General features: G+C 70.0%; 17 protein-coding genes. 7 read left to right on the top strand and 10 right to left on the bottom strand.

Features of this window, described 5'->3' with window-relative positions:
* Positions 1–11 precede the first annotated feature (11 nt).
* Positions 12–1,358, top strand: coding sequence for a 6-phospho-beta-glucosidase (locus tag ACWGO0_RS09985; RefSeq protein ID WP_453530782.1), 1,347 nt, complete (start codon positions 12–14; stop codon positions 1,356–1,358).
* Between the two features lie 58 nt (positions 1,359–1,416).
* Here ACWGO0_RS09985 and ACWGO0_RS09980 read toward each other — a convergent pair whose 3' ends face one another.
* Entirely contained in the window at positions 1,417–1,854 is a 438-nt protein-coding gene (locus ACWGO0_RS09980; RefSeq protein WP_453530779.1) for a hypothetical protein, read from the bottom strand.
* Positions 1,848–2,306 (bottom strand): ATP-binding protein, encoded by a 459-nt coding sequence (locus ACWGO0_RS09975; RefSeq protein WP_453530776.1) that lies wholly within the window; start codon positions 2,304–2,306, stop codon positions 1,848–1,850. Before ACWGO0_RS09975 ends, ACWGO0_RS09980 begins: the two co-directional genes overlap by 7 nt.
* Before the next feature lie 206 nt (positions 2,307–2,512).
* On the opposite strand from ACWGO0_RS09975, the gene ACWGO0_RS09970 reads away from it, so the two are divergent.
* The 3 genes from ACWGO0_RS09970 to ACWGO0_RS09960 all read left to right on the top strand — a co-directional run bounded on the left by ACWGO0_RS09970 (position 2,513) and on the right by ACWGO0_RS09960 (position 4,502).
* Complete coding sequence (locus ACWGO0_RS09970) at positions 2,513–3,373, top strand: helix-turn-helix domain-containing protein (RefSeq protein ID WP_453530773.1); 861 nt, start codon at positions 2,513–2,515, stop codon at positions 3,371–3,373.
* Entirely contained in the window at positions 3,373–3,609 is a 237-nt protein-coding gene (locus tag ACWGO0_RS09965) for a DUF397 domain-containing protein (protein WP_382736895.1), read from the top strand. The genes ACWGO0_RS09970 and ACWGO0_RS09965 overlap by 1 nt, the downstream gene beginning before the upstream one ends.
* A gap of 74 nt (positions 3,610–3,683) precedes the next feature.
* Entirely contained in the window at positions 3,684–4,502 is an 819-nt protein-coding gene (locus ACWGO0_RS09960; protein ID WP_453530770.1) for an SAM-dependent methyltransferase, read from the top strand.
* A gap of 10 nt (positions 4,503–4,512) precedes the next feature.
* Here the strand turns inward: ACWGO0_RS09960 and ACWGO0_RS09955 are convergent, their stop codons facing one another.
* Both ACWGO0_RS09955 and ACWGO0_RS09950 read right to left on the bottom strand, forming a co-directional pair.
* Complete coding sequence (locus ACWGO0_RS09955) at positions 4,513–6,000, bottom strand: membrane-associated oxidoreductase (protein ID WP_453530767.1); 1,488 nt, start codon at positions 5,998–6,000, stop codon at positions 4,513–4,515.
* Between the two features lie 59 nt (positions 6,001–6,059).
* A complete protein-coding gene (locus ACWGO0_RS09950; RefSeq protein WP_453530765.1) occupies positions 6,060–6,476 on the bottom strand; it encodes a cupin domain-containing protein in 417 nt (138 codons plus the stop codon).
* A 53-nt stretch (positions 6,477–6,529) separates the two neighbouring features.
* On the opposite strand from ACWGO0_RS09950, the gene ACWGO0_RS09945 reads away from it, so the two are divergent.
* Genes ACWGO0_RS09945 through ACWGO0_RS09935 form a run of 3 tightly spaced genes read left to right on the top strand, consistent with a single transcriptional unit; the run spans position 6,530 to position 8,623 of the window.
* Entirely contained in the window at positions 6,530–7,507 is a 978-nt protein-coding gene (locus ACWGO0_RS09945) for a helix-turn-helix domain-containing protein (protein WP_453530762.1), read from the top strand.
* A gap of 29 nt (positions 7,508–7,536) precedes the next feature.
* Positions 7,537–7,983, top strand: a complete 447-nt coding sequence (locus tag ACWGO0_RS09940; RefSeq protein ID WP_453530759.1) for a YchJ family protein — start codon at positions 7,537–7,539, stop codon at positions 7,981–7,983.
* Between the two features lie 52 nt (positions 7,984–8,035).
* Complete coding sequence (locus ACWGO0_RS09935; RefSeq protein WP_453530756.1) at positions 8,036–8,623, top strand: GNAT family N-acetyltransferase; 588 nt, start codon at positions 8,036–8,038, stop codon at positions 8,621–8,623.
* 2 nt (positions 8,624–8,625) lie between these two features.
* Here ACWGO0_RS09935 and ACWGO0_RS09930 read toward each other — a convergent pair whose 3' ends face one another.
* The 6 genes from ACWGO0_RS09930 to ACWGO0_RS09905 form a co-directional block, all read right to left on the bottom strand.
* Positions 8,626–10,719 (bottom strand): MDR family MFS transporter, encoded by a 2,094-nt coding sequence (locus tag ACWGO0_RS09930; protein ID WP_453530753.1) that lies wholly within the window; start codon positions 10,717–10,719, stop codon positions 8,626–8,628.
* A gap of 55 nt (positions 10,720–10,774) precedes the next feature.
* Positions 10,775–11,674, bottom strand: a complete 900-nt coding sequence (locus ACWGO0_RS09925) for a hypothetical protein (RefSeq protein ID WP_453530750.1) — start codon at positions 11,672–11,674, stop codon at positions 10,775–10,777.
* A 19-nt stretch (positions 11,675–11,693) separates the two neighbouring features.
* Positions 11,694–12,908, bottom strand: coding sequence for an acyl-CoA dehydrogenase family protein (locus tag ACWGO0_RS09920; RefSeq protein WP_453530747.1), 1,215 nt, complete (start codon positions 12,906–12,908; stop codon positions 11,694–11,696).
* 4 nt (positions 12,909–12,912) lie between these two features.
* Positions 12,913–13,383, bottom strand: a complete 471-nt coding sequence (locus ACWGO0_RS09915; protein ID WP_453530744.1) for an SCP2 sterol-binding domain-containing protein — start codon at positions 13,381–13,383, stop codon at positions 12,913–12,915.
* Between the two features lie 61 nt (positions 13,384–13,444).
* Positions 13,445–13,708 (bottom strand): hypothetical protein, encoded by a 264-nt coding sequence (locus ACWGO0_RS09910; protein ID WP_453530741.1) that lies wholly within the window; start codon positions 13,706–13,708, stop codon positions 13,445–13,447.
* Between the two features lie 198 nt (positions 13,709–13,906).
* A partial coding sequence (locus ACWGO0_RS09905; protein WP_453530738.1) for a PucR family transcriptional regulator occupies positions 13,907–14,636 on the bottom strand: 730 nt, incomplete at its 5' end.

Raw genomic sequence — 14,636 nt, 5'->3', positions numbered from 1 at the left:
CATCGAGCAGCGTGAAGCTGACAATTCTTGGCGGTGGCGGATTCCGGGTGCCTCTGGTGTACGGGGCACTTCTCGACGATCACGCAGAGGGCCGCGTGACGCACGTGACGCTGTACGACACGGACGCCGACCGGCTCGGTGCCGTCGCCCGGGTCCTCGGTGAGCAGGCCGAGGGCATCGGTGACGCGCCGGCCGTCCTCGCCACCACCGACCTCGACGAGGCGCTGCGCGGCGCGGACTTCGTCTTCTCCGCGATCCGGGTCGGCGGCCTCGACGGCCGCGCGGCCGACGAGCGGGTGGCGCTCGACGAAGGCGTACTGGGCCAGGAGACGGTCGGCGCGGGCGGTATCGCGTACGGACTGCGCACCGTGCCCGTCGCGGTGGACCTCGCCCGGCGCATCGCCCGGCTCGCCCCCCAGGCATGGGTCATCAACTTCACCAACCCGGCAGGGCTGGTCACCGAGGCCATGTCCCGGCACCTCGGCGACCGGGTCATCGGGATCTGCGACTCGCCGGTGGGGCTCGGCCGCCGTATCGCCAGGGTCCTCGGCGCGGACCCCGACCGGGCGCGGATCGACTACGTGGGTCTCAACCACCTCGGATGGGTACGCGGGCTGTACGTCGACGGCCGCGACGAACTCCCGCGCCTGTTCGCCGACCCGGAACTGCTCGGCTCCTTCGAGGAGGGCAGGCTCTTCGGCACCGACTGGCTGCGCTCACTCGGCGCGATTCCCAACGAGTACCTGCACTACTACTACTTCAACCGGGAAGCGGTACGCGCGTACCAGGAGGCCGAGCGGACCCGCGGCGCCTTCCTCCGCGAACAGCAGGAGGGCTTCTACGCCCGGATGAAGGACCCGGCCGCTCCGCCGCTCGTGACCTGGGACCGGACGCGCGCCGAGCGCGAGGCGACGTACATGTCGGAGAACCGCGATGTCGCCGGGGCGGGCGAACGCGAGGAGAGCGACCTGGAGTCAGGCGGGTACGAACAGGTCGCCCTCGCTCTCATGCGGGCCGTCGCCCGCAACGAACGGACCTCCTTGATCCTGAACGTCCGCAACCGGACCACCCTGTCGGTCCTGGACGCGGACGCCGTGATCGAGGCGCCCTGCCTCGTCGACGCCAACGGCGCACGTCCCGTCGCCGCAGACCCGCTGCCGTACCACGCGGTGGGCCTGGTCACGGCGGTCAAGGCCGTCGAACGCGCCGTGCTCGAAGCGGCGGAGACCGGCTCCCGCTCGGCTGCGGTGCGGGCGTTCGCCCTGCACCCGCTGGTCGATTCGGTCTCCGTCGCCCGCCGCCTGGTAGACGGCTACCTGAAGGTGCACCCGGGCCTCGGCTATCTCGACAAGCCGTGAGATCAGAGTGCCTCCATGCCCGTCCTAGCCCACCACGCGCACCAGGGCTGCGGGATTCTCAGGAGGCGGGTACGGCCCTCGGCGGGCCGGCCGGTGCCCAGGAGGGAGTCACACCGGTCACCTGGCACACCATGAGGAAGAGCGGAATGGGAGGGGTGTAGGGCGTACGGCCGTCCGGCGTGTGGATGAGCCGGGGCCGCACCGACGGGACCCAGGCCCCGGCCGCGTACGTCACCTGCTCGGGCCAGTCCAGGTCGAGGTCGGAGCCCGCCGGGACGATCCACCACCAGTGGTCGGCATCGGCGAACACACACCCGGTGCGCGGCAGATGGGACATCAGCCGGAAGCCGTAGCGGGCGGGCACCCCCACCGCGTCACAGCCGAGGCTGGCCGAGAGCGCGGCAGGCAGCGGAAGCCTCACCCGGCCCCTGCCGCCCTGCTCCGGCACTCGGGAGCGGCGCACTCCGCGCAGATGGGACATGGCGTTCTTCAGCATGGCTGCTCCGTGCCGTGCGGCAGTTCTGCCCAGACGATGCGGCCCGAGGCGTCCGAGGCATCGTGGGACCCCCAGGCGCTGCTCATCGCGTCGACGAGCAGCAGGCCGCGTCCGTGTTCGTCGTCGGCGGTGCGGCGCAGTCGCGGCCCGCCGGGCTGGTGGCCCTGGTCCTGCACGGCTATGCGCAGCCGCCGGTCGAAGCGCCTGAGCTCACAGACGACACGTGAACTCGCCGTGTGCACCACCGCGTTGGTGACCAGCTCGGAGACGATGAGGACCGCGGCCTCGTAGGAGTCGCCGCGCAGCCGCCAGGTGTCCAGCCGGGCTCGGGTCAGCCGCCGCGCCCCGGCCACCGACTCCGGCTGAGCGGGCAGGGCGAAGCAGTAACGGAGCGCTTCCGTCCCGGGGCTGAGGTCCACGAGCCGGGGGATGAGCGCACTGCCAGGTGCCACGACCGATTCCTCACAGTGGGGGCTGCGTCACGCTTCGCACCTTTGTGAAAAGGGGCGGCCATGACCATGCGAACTGGTTCACTGCCCAACTCTCCCTCTGTCGCGAACACTTGGCAAGAGGCACTCTGAAAATTGCAGAGTGACTGTGTCTTTGAAGCCACCCGCATGGCACACTGCTCGACAAACAGCGCATGGGGAGGTCTGAAGTGAGCGAACCGCGGTCCGCCCCGACCGTGGGCCAGGTCGTTCTCGGCAAGCGCCTGCAGGATCTGCGGGAGCGCGCGGGCCTGAGCCGCGACCAGGCCGCCAAGGTGCTCCGGGTCGCGCCCGCGACCATACGCAGGATGGAGACGGCCGAGGTCGGACTCAAGATCCCCTATGTACAGCTGCTGCTGAAGGCGTACGGGATCGAGGACGCGGAGGCCGACTCCTTCGTCGAGCTCGCCGAAGAGGCCAACAAGCCCGGCTGGTGGCAGCGTTACCACGACGTTCTGCCCGACTGGTTCAGCATGTACGTGAGCCTGGAGGGCGCCGCGAGCATCCTCCGCATGTACGAGCCGCACTTCGTCCCCGGACTGCTCCAGACCGAGGACTACGCACGCTCCGTCATGCGTACCGGAGCCGTCGGCCAGACCCGGCCCGAGGACATCGAGGGCCACGTGGCGCTGCGGATGGCCCGGCAGTCCCTCCTGACCAAGCAGGACGCCCCGAAGCTGTGGGTGATCATGGACGAGACCGTCCTGCGCCGCCCGGTGGGCGACGCCGACGCGATGCGGGGCCAGACCGACCGGCTGCTGGAAGCCACCGAGATGCCCAATGTGACGCTGCAGATCGCGGAGTTCGCGACCGGCCACCATCCGGGCACGTACGGCCCCTTCGTCCTCTTCCGCTTCGCCGTCCCCGAACTGCCCGACATGGTCTACAGCGAGTACCTGACCGGTGCCGTCTACTTCGACGCGCGCCCCGAGGTGGCCTCCTACCTCGAAGTCATGGACCGCATGGCGGCTCAGGCCGCAACTGCACAACGCACGAAGGAAATCCTCCGGGACTTCCGCAAGGAGCTGTGATGAGCGACATATACAACGGCATGCCGGCCGCCGATCTCGGCTCCGAAGGCTGGTCCAAGCCCTGGAGCGGAGGCAACGGGGGCAACTGCATCGAGGCCATGAAGCTGGCCGACGGCAGAGTCGCGGTACGCCAGTCCGCGGACCCCGAGGGCCCCGCCCTGATCTACTCCAACGGCGAGATCGCCGCATTCATCCAGGGTGCCAAGGCAGGTCAGGCCGACTTCCTTCTCACCTGACGGACCGGCACATATTCTCGCCGCAGCAGATGTTCGCTGTGATCGCCGACCTACGAATCCCAATGGAGCGCGATATGACCGGGCAAGATCCACAGGCCAGCCATGCCATCGAGATCGACACCAGCAAGCCGCATCCCGCGCGGATGTACGACTGGTTTCTCGGTGGCAAGGACAACTACCCGGTCGACGAACAGATGGCACAGCAGTTGCTGGCCCTGGACTCCCGGGGCCGCGACATGGCCCGGGTGAACCGGGCCTTCATGCACCGCGCCACCCGCTACCTCGCCGAGAACGGCGTACGCCAGTTCCTCGACATCGGCACCGGCATACCGACCGAGCCCAACCTCCACCAGATCGCCCAGCAGGCGGCCCCGGACGCGCGCATCGTCTACTGCGACAACGACCCGATCGTGCTCGCACACGCCGCGGCACTGCTGCGCTCCACGCCCGAGGGCGCCACCGAGTACATCCAGGTGGACGCGCGCGAGCCCGAGACCATCCTGGAACAGGCGGGCAAGGTACTCGACTTCAACAAGCCGATCGCGCTTTCGCTGCTGGCGCTGCTGCACTTCCTGGACGACGAGGACGGCGCCGCCGAACTGGTCGACCGGCTCGTGGAGCAACTGCCGTCCGGCAGCTATCTGGTGCTCTCGCACACCACGGGCGACTTCAACCCGGAGGGCGCGGCCCAGGCGCGCGCCATGTACAAGTCCCGCGGGATGACGCTCCGGCCGCGCACCCACGCCGAACTCACCAAGTTCTTCGACGGACTTGAGCTCGTCGAGCCCGGTGTCTCGCTCTCCGCGGACTGGCGCCCCGAGCTCGGCGAGGTCATCGACGTCCCGGGCGACGAGCCGATTCCCGGATACGCGGGCGTCGCCCGCAAGCCCTGATCGCCCGCCGTCACTGACGGCTGACGGACCGGGTGATGCCCGCGGCGATCGTCGTCGCGAGCAGCCACCCGGTCACGATCAGCAGATACGACAGCCACTGGTACCAGCCCGTCGGGTTGTACGCCTTCTCCTGGCCGAAGTCGACGATCGGCAACAGCAGGTCCAGCGTGTAGACCAGCGGGCTGAACGGCGGCGCCTCGCCGTTCTTCAGCGGGCGCGGATGGTGGCTCGCGTACGCCAGCGCACCGGCGAGCAGCAACGAGAACAGCCAGGCCGCCGCACGCACGGGCCGGAAGCCGTACCCCACCGTGGCATCCTGCACATATCCCCAGATCCTGGCGTACGCGGGCAGCGTCGTGCGATGCCGGCGCTGCTTGGCGAGGAGCACCGTGCGGGCGGCGTCGTCGTCCCCGATCCGCCGGTACGCCGCCGTCAACTGCTCGTAGGCGTACGGCGCGTAGCCCTCCACCTCGCGTTCGAGGAGCGGCAGCCGCCGGTGCGCGGGGAGGTGGGGGAGCAGCGAGGTGTACGTCAGTCCGTCCAGCCGGACCTCGGGCGGCCATACGTCGGGGTCGGCGTGGATCAGGTCGATCTGGGAGCGCCGCAGATTGACCCCGCCCTCGATCGGCTCCGCCTCCCGGAGCCACAGCTCGCCGACCGTGCAACTGCTCGCACGCAGCGCCGCCCCGCCGGGGTTGGAGAGCCGGGCGTACGCGAGATTCAGCTGGCCCGGTATGCGGGCCCCGCGGACATTGACGCGCCCCCGCACCCGCAGGCGCATGGCGTGCACATCGGAGCCGACGTTCAGGTTCTCCGCCTGGAGGGCCGTCGCGCCAGGATTCACCAGCACCGCGTCGTCGAGCTGGATCTGCCCGGTGACCGCGGCCCCGTCGAGCCTGACCTCACCGTGGACCTCCAGCCGCGGCCACCACAGATCGTCCTCGGTGACGGCGTGGTTCAACTGGAGGACGGGCTCGTCGTTGGGGGAGGTCGTGCCGTCGGCGTTCACCCCGATCCTGGTTCCGTCGAAGAACACCGCCCGGGTGATCCGGGAGCCGCCGAGCCGCACGGGGCCGGGAATCCGGCAGCCGGTCAGCCGCAGCACGCCGTCGACGCGAAGCGTCGCCGCGTCCAGGCCGGGCAGCACCGAACCGCTCAGATTCAGCTGCCGCACCTGCGTCGCGTACAGGTTCGGCGCCGCCTCGAAGGAGCAGCCGGCCAGCAGCACCGCGCACTCCGCGACCGCGTACCGCACGTTCAGCGCCCCGGAGATCCGCGCGCCCCACACCCGCAGGGCGGACACCTCTCCGTCCGTCTCCTCCCCGGAGAGCAGCAGCGCCCGGAGCACCTCGGCACGTACCGTGCGCTCGGCACCCCAGTCCGCCCCGCCCTCCGGGTCGTCCTCGTCCGCCACTCCCGTACGGAAGTCGACGAGAGCGCCGCGCGGGTAGGCGTCCCGGACGCGGCGCTCGGCGGGGGTCAGGTCGGTGATCTCCATCGGCGGGACTCTGTCCCGTGACCGGTCACAGTGTCAACCCCGGTATCCGGCGGTCGCGTTCAGAGGGCGAGCGCGTGCCCGGTCGTCGCGTCCACATGGTCCGGGATCTCGTCGTGGGCATCGCCCACGGTCGACGTACCGGACGGCTCGAACAGCATGAGCGAGGCGCCGTCCGCCGAGGAGGGCTTGTGCCAGGTGCCCCGGGGGACGACGAACACCGCGCCCCGGTCGAGGGTGACGGACCGCTCCCCGCTCTCCTCGCGCAGCCCGATGTCCAGGGAACCGTCGACCACGAGGAAGAACTCGTCGGTGTCCTCGTGCACATGCCAGACATGCTCGCCGTGCACCTTGGCGACCCGTACGTCGTAGTCGTTGACGCGGGTCACGACCCGTGGGCTCCACAGCGCGTCGAACGACTTCAGCGCATCGTTCAGCAGAATCGGTTCGGGGAGGGCCTGTGCGGTGTCTTCGCTCATGCCACTCATCCTCGGCCTTGGCGCGCGGTGCGGGGGAGTGCTAGGAATCGCACATGGCGAAAGAATCCTCGCACGGACCCGCGCACCGCGTCGCGATGATCGTCTCGGCCGGCTCCAACCCCTTCGAACTGGGCGTGGCCACCGAGCTCTTCGGCCTGCGCCGCCCCGAGCTGCCCGTCCCCTGGTACGAGTTCGAGCTCTGCGCCGCCACCCCCGCCGTGTCCATGCACGCCGGTTTCTTCCAGCTCTCCGGGGTCTCCGGGCTCGAAGCGGCCGACCGCGCCGACACCGTCATCGTCCCGAACCGGCCCGACCCGGAGGCCGCGCCCGACCCGGCCGTCCTCGACGCCATCCGGCGCGCCGACGCCCGGGGCGCCAGGCTGGTCAGCTTCTGCACGGGCTCGTTCACGCTCGCCGCGGCCGGAGTGCTCGACGGACGGCGTGCCACCACCCACTGGAAGTGGGCCGATGCCTTCACGACCCGCTTTCCCCGGGTGCACCTCGACCCCGGGGTCCTGTTCGTGGACGACGGCCGGGTGATCACGGCCGCGGGCAGCGCCGCCGCGCTCGACGCCGCCCTCCACCTCATCCGCAGCGACCACGGCGCGGAGATCGCCGCCGCCGTCGGCAGGCGCCTGGTCTTCCCGACGCACCGCGACGGCGGCCAGCGCCAGTTCGTCGAGCACCCGCTGCCCGACACCGCCGACACCTCGCTCGGCCCGCTCCTTGAATGGGCCCAGCGGCACCTCGGCACCGAACTGAGCGTGACCGGGCTCGCCGCCCACGCCGCGGTCAGCCCCGCCACCCTCCACCGCCGCTTCCGCGCCCAGCTCGGCACCACCCCGCTGGCCTGGCTCACCGAGCAGCGCGTCACCCTCGCCCGCCGGCTCATCGAACGCGGCGAGGAACGCCTGGACGTCGTCGCCAGGACCAGCGGTCTCGGCACGGCGACCAGCCTGCGCACCCAGCTCCGCCGCCGCACGGGCCTCACCCCCAGCGCGTACCGCGACCGCTTCGGCCCGGCCCGCTGAGCGGCAGCCGCGCAGGCCACAATGGAGGCATGTCACGACGCACCTCCCGCCCGCGCCGCTCCACCGGCACCGGAGCCCCCGCACCCCGGATCACCCCGGACTCTCCGTGCCCGTGCGGCCTGCCCGCGACGTACGGGGCCTGCTGCGGCCGCCTGCACGCCGGTGCCGCCGCACCGAGCTGCGAGGCGCTGATGCGTTCGCGGTACGCCGCCTTCGTCGTCCAGGACGCCGCGTACCTGCTCCGCACCTGGCACCCCGACACCCGGCCGCCCGCCGTCGACTTCGACCCCGGAATGCGCTGGGTGCGCCTGGAGATCCTGGGCACGACGGAAGGCAGCCCCTTCCACACGACGGGCACGGTCACGTTCCGCGCGCACTACACGGACGACGGTCGCCCCGACTCCCTCCACGAGCAGAGCCGCTTCGTCCGCCACGAGGGCGACTGGGTCTATACGACGGGCGTCTTCGTCGACTGAACACACGGAATAACCGGTGTCGGGGCCGCCCACCGGCCCGTACGATCCGCGCATGAGCGAGGACACGGAAGAGCCGGACATCGTACGAGAACCCTGCTGGCGCGGCCGGAACATCGCGTTCACCCCCGTCGAGACCGACGACGCCGAACTGATCCGGCGCTGGCGCTCCGACCCCGTGACCGCCCACGAGACCGGTGCCTGGCCGAGTTCGCTGTACGAGCTCCGCGAACGCATCGAGCGCTATCTCGACGACAGCAGCCGTGACGACTTCCTCGTCCTCCTCCCGGACGGCACCCCGATCGGGCACGTCGCCCTCACCGACCAGCAGCTGGCCGACGGAACCGCCGAGGCATATCTGACCCTGGCCCCGGAACACCGGGCCAAGGGCCATGGCGCGGACGCCCTCGACGCCCTGACGGACCTGGCCTTCGGCGAGTTGCCCATCGAACGGATCGAGGCACACACCCACACCGACAACGCCGCCGCCCTGCGCGTCCTCGCCGGATCCGGCTTCGTCCACGAGGGCGTACGCCGCTCCGCCTGCCTGCACCGGGGGCGCCGCTACGACATCGCGCTCCTGTCGCTGCTCCGCCCTGAATGGGCGGCCCAGACCCGCGCCCGCGCCTGGGACCATGCCTGATCTCAGACCGGGGAGCCCACCTGTGCCGACCCGTGCACCGGGGCAGCGGGCGACAGTTCCTGGGCCAGGTCCTCGGCCAGCAGCCGCTTGGCGATCACGTCGACGGCCGCCCGCAGTTGCTGGTCGTCCGGCCGGGCGCCGTCCACGGTCAGGCACTCGTTCAGCCAGCGCGCCCAGGCGTCGGAGATCGTCGCGGCCTCCCGTCGGCCCGCCGCCGTGTGGGTGAAGAGGCTGCCGTCCCCGGTCAGATAGCCCTCCTCGATCATCCGGTCGAAGACCGGCACCAGGACCTCCGGCGGAATCCGGTGCCGGGTCGCGATCAGACCGAGGCCCGCATGGCCGACCATCCTCGTGAACAGGTCGACCTGCATCACCGCCCAGGCCCCCGCCATGTCGAGCCTGGTGTCCGAGTCCGCCACGATCCGTCGCGCCGTTTCCGGACCCGCGCCGTGCAGGATCTTGGCCACGGCGAATTCGAGCAGCCTCGCCGAGTCCCCGGCACTCGGCTGGGCGAAGCCCTCGCCCATGTCCGTCGAGCCCGCCCGTGCGGAGTCCCGGAGCTTCACCTGCTTGAGGAAGAGCGCCACGACGAAACCGATCAGGGCCACCGGCACGGTCCAGAAGAAGACCGTGTGCAGCGTGTCCGCGTAGGCCTGCGCCAGGGGCGCGGACTGCTCGGGAGGCAGCGCGTGCACGGCCTGCGGGCTCTGCGAGGCCGTCGCCAGGACCGCCGGATCGCCACCGGCCCGCGTCGCCTGCGCCACGCCTTCGGCGAGGTTCGGGCGCAGCGCGTTGGCGTAGATCGTGCCGAACACCGCCGTACCGAAGGCACTGCCGAGCGTACGGAAGAACGTCACGCCCGATGTCGCCGTGCCCAGATCGGAGTAGTCGACGGTGTTCTGCACCGCGATCGTCAGCACCTGCATGGCCAGTCCGATGCCGAGCCCCAGCACCAGCATGAACACCGACTCCAGCCAGACTCCGGTCTCCGGACCCATCCGGGAGAGCAGATACATCCCCAGCGCGATGATCAGCGTGCCCACGATGGGGAACACCCGGTACTGGCCCGTCTTGCTCACCACGTTGCCGCTGAAGATAGAGGCGATCAGCAGACCGACGACCAGCGGGAGCGTACGCACGCCCGAGAGCGTCGCCGAGTCCCCGTCCACGTACTGCAGATACGTCGGCAGGAAGATCATGGAGCCGAGCATCGCGAAGCCCACGATGAAGCTCAGGATCGAGCAGACCGTGAACACGGGGTTCCGGAACAGCCGCATCGGCAGCATCGGTTCCTTCGCGCGCCCCTCCACCACGCAGAAGAGCGCGAGCGCGACGAGACCGGCGACGAACAGGCCGATGATGACCGGCGATCCCCAGGCGTACTCGTTGCCGCCCCAGCTCGTCGCCAGGATCAGTCCGCTGGCGCCGACGGCGACCAGTGCGATGCCGAGATAGTCGATGACCGGCCGCTCGACCGCCTTCACCGACGGAATGTTGCGGGCCGCCGCGATGACCACCACGATCGCGATCGGCACATTGATGTAGAACGCCCAGCGCCAGGTCAGATGGTCGGTGAAGAGCCCGCCCAGCAGCGGTCCGATGACCGTCGAGATCCCGAAGACGGCACCGATCGCGCCCTGGTACTTGCCCCGTTCGCGCAACGGGATCACATCGGCGATCAGCGCCATCGACGTGACCATGAGACCGCCCGCGCCGATGCCCTGCATGCCCCGCCAGATGATCAGCAGCACCATGTCGGACGCGAGACCGCACAGGAACGAACCGGTGATGAAGATGATCGCCGAGACCTGGAAGATCAGCTTGCGGCCGAACAGGTCACCGAACTTGCCGACCAGAACCGTCGCCACCGTCTCGGCCAGCAGGTACGCGGTGACCACCCACGACATGTGGGAGGCGCCCCCGAGCTCCGAGACGATCGTGGGCAGTGCGGTGCCCACGATCGTCTGGTCCAGGGCGGCCAGCAACATTCCCAGCACGATGGTCGCGAAAACGATGTTCCGCCGGCGCGGGTCCAGCACGGGCGGCGGCGCGGCGGCACTCTGCGCGGCGGGGGTGGTCTCGCTGGCAGTGGTCACGCTTGCACCCTCACATCCGCCATCCGGCGGCGCATGCGGGGAAGGACCGGACGGGTCAGGCCAGCAGACCGCGTACGGAGGTCTTCATCCGTGCGACGAACGCCTCCCGGACCTCCTCGGGAATCCGGTCGAGCGAGAGATACGGATTGAGGTCCTCCAGTTCAACGAGCAGCAGCTCACCCTCCGGTGTCCGGCAGGCGTCGACCCGCTGGATGCCGTGCGTGAGGCTGTTCCACCGGATGAAGGTGCGGGCGAACTCCAGGTCCGCCGGGCTCGGCTCGTACGGCTCCAGCACCCAGCGCCGCTCCGTGTCCGGCGCGTACAGGGCGTACTGGAAGTCGTGGTCGACGAAGTAGAAGGACACCTCGTAGCGGAAGTCGATCCTGGGCTGTACGAGCAGGGTGCCGTCCGAGCCCTCCGGCAGTACGGGATCTGTGGTGAAGCTCAGCCCGGCCGAGTCGGCGCCGGCCTTCGGCTTGACCGCGTACTCCGCCGCTTCCGGCAGCAGCCCCAGATCGGCTGCACGGTCCACGGTCGGGATGACCGGAAGACCGGCGCGGCTCATGTCGACCAGATACTGCTTGCCCGCCATGTCCCCGCGGCCGTCCAGGGGGTTGTAGACCCGGGTCCTCAGCTCGCGCGCGCGGGCGCGGAAGGCGTCGTACGCCTCCTGGTAGTTCATCACCGGACCGCTGTTGCGTACGACCGCCACGTCGATGCCGTCCAGCATGGCGGCGGCGTCGCGCGGGGGACACACGACGACGTCGAACTCCTCCCGCATCCGCTCGCTCAGGAACATGTCCTCGTCGCAGTAGCGCCGGCCGCGCGCCTCATACGTGTAGTCGGTGACATAGAGGAGGGACGGGCGGCGATCGGCGGATGCGGTGGACAAGGCGTACTCCCGGGGAGGTGAGAGCGGGCAGGCGGTGCGCCGCCGCTGCCCGCCATTCTCCATCCCGGGGGCAGGCCCCGGTTCAGCGGATGTGGTGTCCGGAGACGGCCCGCGCGATCACGAGCCGCTGGATCTCGCTGGTGCCCTCGAAGATCGTGTAGATCTTGGCGTCGCGGTACATCCGCTCCACCGGATGCTCCCTGCTGTACCCCGCGCCCCCGAGTATCTGGACGGCCTTCTCCGCCGCCGACACGGCCAGCTCACCGGCGCGCAGTTTGGACATGGAACCCTGGCCGGCGTCGAACGGCCGGTCGTTGCGGGCCATCCACGCCGCCTGCCAGATGAGCAGCCGTACGGCCTCGATCTCGGTACGGATGTCTGCCAGGGCGAACGCGATCGACTGGTTCTCGATGATCGGCCGGCCGAAGACCTCCCGCTGCCCCGCGTACTCCAGCGCGTACTCGTAGGCGGCCCGCGCGATGCCCAGGGCCTGCGCTCCGACGGTGGGACGGCTGACCTCGAAGGTGGCCATCGCCGCCTGGCCCTTGGTGTTCGTGCCCTCACGGGCCCGGGCGAGCCGGGCGTCCAGCTTCTCCTTGCCGCCGAGCAGGCAGTGGCCCGGGATCCGGACGTCGTCCAGGAACACGTCCGCGGTGTGCGAGGCGCGCAGGCCGAGCTTCTTGATGGTCCGGCCCGCTTCGAGGCCCTTCGTGCGCGGCGGTACGACGAAGGCGGCCTGGCCGCGGGCGCCGAGTGCCGGGTCGACCGACGCCACCACCACATGGATCTCGGCGATCCCGCCGTTGGTGATCCATGCCTTCTGCCCGGAGAGCACCCACTCGTCGCGGGCCTCGTCGTAGCGGGCCCTGGTCGCCAGGGCCGACACGTCGGAGCCCGCCTGGGGTTCCGAGACGCAGAAGGCCGCGACCTTCGGGTCGGTCTCGTCGCCGTAACACTGCGGCACCCACTCGGCGAGCTGGTCCGGTGTGCCGGAGGCGAAGATACCGGCGACGGCGAGCGAGGTGCCGAAGAGCGCCATGCCGATTCCGGCGTCGCCCCAGAAGAGCTCCTCGTTGGCGATCTGGAGGGAGAGCCCGCTGGGGTCGCCGTACATGTCGGCGAGCGATTCGAATCCGTACAGACCGATCCGTGCCGCCTCCTGGATGACGGGCCACGGGGTCTCTTCCCGCTCGTCCCATTCGGCGGCTGCGGGGCGGACGACCTGGGCGGCGAAGCCGTGCACCCAGTTACGCAGATCCTGCTGCTCCTCGGTGAGCGCGAGGGAGAAGTAGCTCACCGGCTCAGGCCTTCGGGATGTCGAAGTACCGGGTCAGGCCCGAGGCCAGACCGACGTCACCGGCCACCTTCAGCTTCCGCGTCATGAACATCGTCACGGGACTGCCGTTGCCGGAGACGAGCTTGAGGAACTCGGCGTCGGCCATCACAAGGGTGGTACGGGGTTCCGCCTCCGAGCGGCCCTCGCGGACGGTGCAGCGGCCCTCCGCGATCGAGGTCTCGAAGACCTCGTCGCTCTCGCCGGTGATCTTCCAGCGGATCAGGGCCGTGAGCTGCCCGGCGGCCTCGGGGCGGAACTGCTGCTTCATCCGGCCGAACACCTCGCGCAGCACACGGGCGCGCAGCTCGCCGTGCATGACCGCGCCGAGCTGCTGGGCGGAGAGCCCCTTGACGATGCGCGCGAACTCCTGGGGGGACACGGCCGCGAAGTCGAGTCCTGCCAGTTCGGCGGTGAGGTTGCTGCTCTTGTCGGCCACGCCAGCTCCTTACTCCGGAGTAAACTTACTTTTGAGTAAGGTAACAGCACTCCATCAGGGCTCACCAGACGGAGTCGGCGTGCACGGCGAGCCGGGGGTGGTACGCGGAGAGGACCTTGTTGGCGCGGGCCAGTTCGGAGAGTGCCTGCTCGCGGTCGGCCTGGTCCTCGATGCCGAGGCGCGGTCCGCGGAACCTGCGGATCTCGCGTGCCGCGCAGTCGGCGTCGAACTCCGCCTGCAGGATGTGCGGCGGAGTGCAGGCGCCGATCAGCGCGGCGACGCGGTCGGGGATCGGTACGGGTACGAGCAGGTGCGAGGCGGTCATGTGGGGTTCCCTCTCGGATGGTTGGCCAGGAGGTGGTGCGTGTGGCCACCGGATGGGCGGCCGGACTCCTCCATATGTACGGGACGCGGTTCCAGGTTTCTCGTTGAGTGCGTCTCCGTGTCGCAACCGTTTGGGACTGACCGTCTATTTCGCCTTACTTGTAAGTAAGTTGACCTGTGGCCGAAGGCGTGATCCGGCTCAGCCGGAGCTGTGCTCGCTGCGGGCCCGCAGTCGCAGGGCGCGCAGCACCGCCTCGGTGGAGAACCGGGCCTCCGGATCGATCAGTTGTTGACCGAATATCGACTCCAGGTTGCGCATCCGGTAACGGACCGTCTGAGGATGCACGCTGAGCAACTCGCCCATCTGGGCCGCCGTTCCACGGGTGTCGAGCCAGATGCTCAGGGTTTCGATCAGTCTCTCCCGCCGGGCGGCGCTGATCCCGCCGACCGGGGCGAGTTCGCGTTCGGTGAGCTGATCGAGGAGCGCCGGGTCGGAGAGCAGCCACAGCGTGGTGAGGTGGTCCTCGCAGTGCACGAAGGGCGCGTCGCCGATCACGCCGGAGTCGACGAGTTCGAGCACTCGGCGTGCCCAGCGGACCGAGTCCGATGCGAGGGCGGTCGGGACCGTCAGGCCGATCGCGGCGTGCGCGCCGGTCATGGCCTGCTCCAGCATGAGTCTTCGGGCCTCGTCGAAGGGGCCCGGGATCAGTAAGTGCGGTTGCGGGTCGCTGAGATCGACCAGTACGTCGCTGTCCACGCCGACCCGGTCCAGGCCGGCCGGGGCGCGGACGGCGATCAGGGTGACCTGTTCGGGGAGCGTCCACCCCGTCTGCTCGCAGAGGTCGGCGATGGCGGACCGGGGAACGGGACTGCCGGAGAGGATCAGGTGCAGGAGGCGACGGCGCAGCGCCTCGCTCTGCTCGCCCGCC

This window comes from Streptomyces sp. NPDC055749, assembly GCF_053617235.1.
Note: the sequence above shows the minus strand (reverse complement) of the source record. Positions and strands in the feature narration are given on the sequence as shown.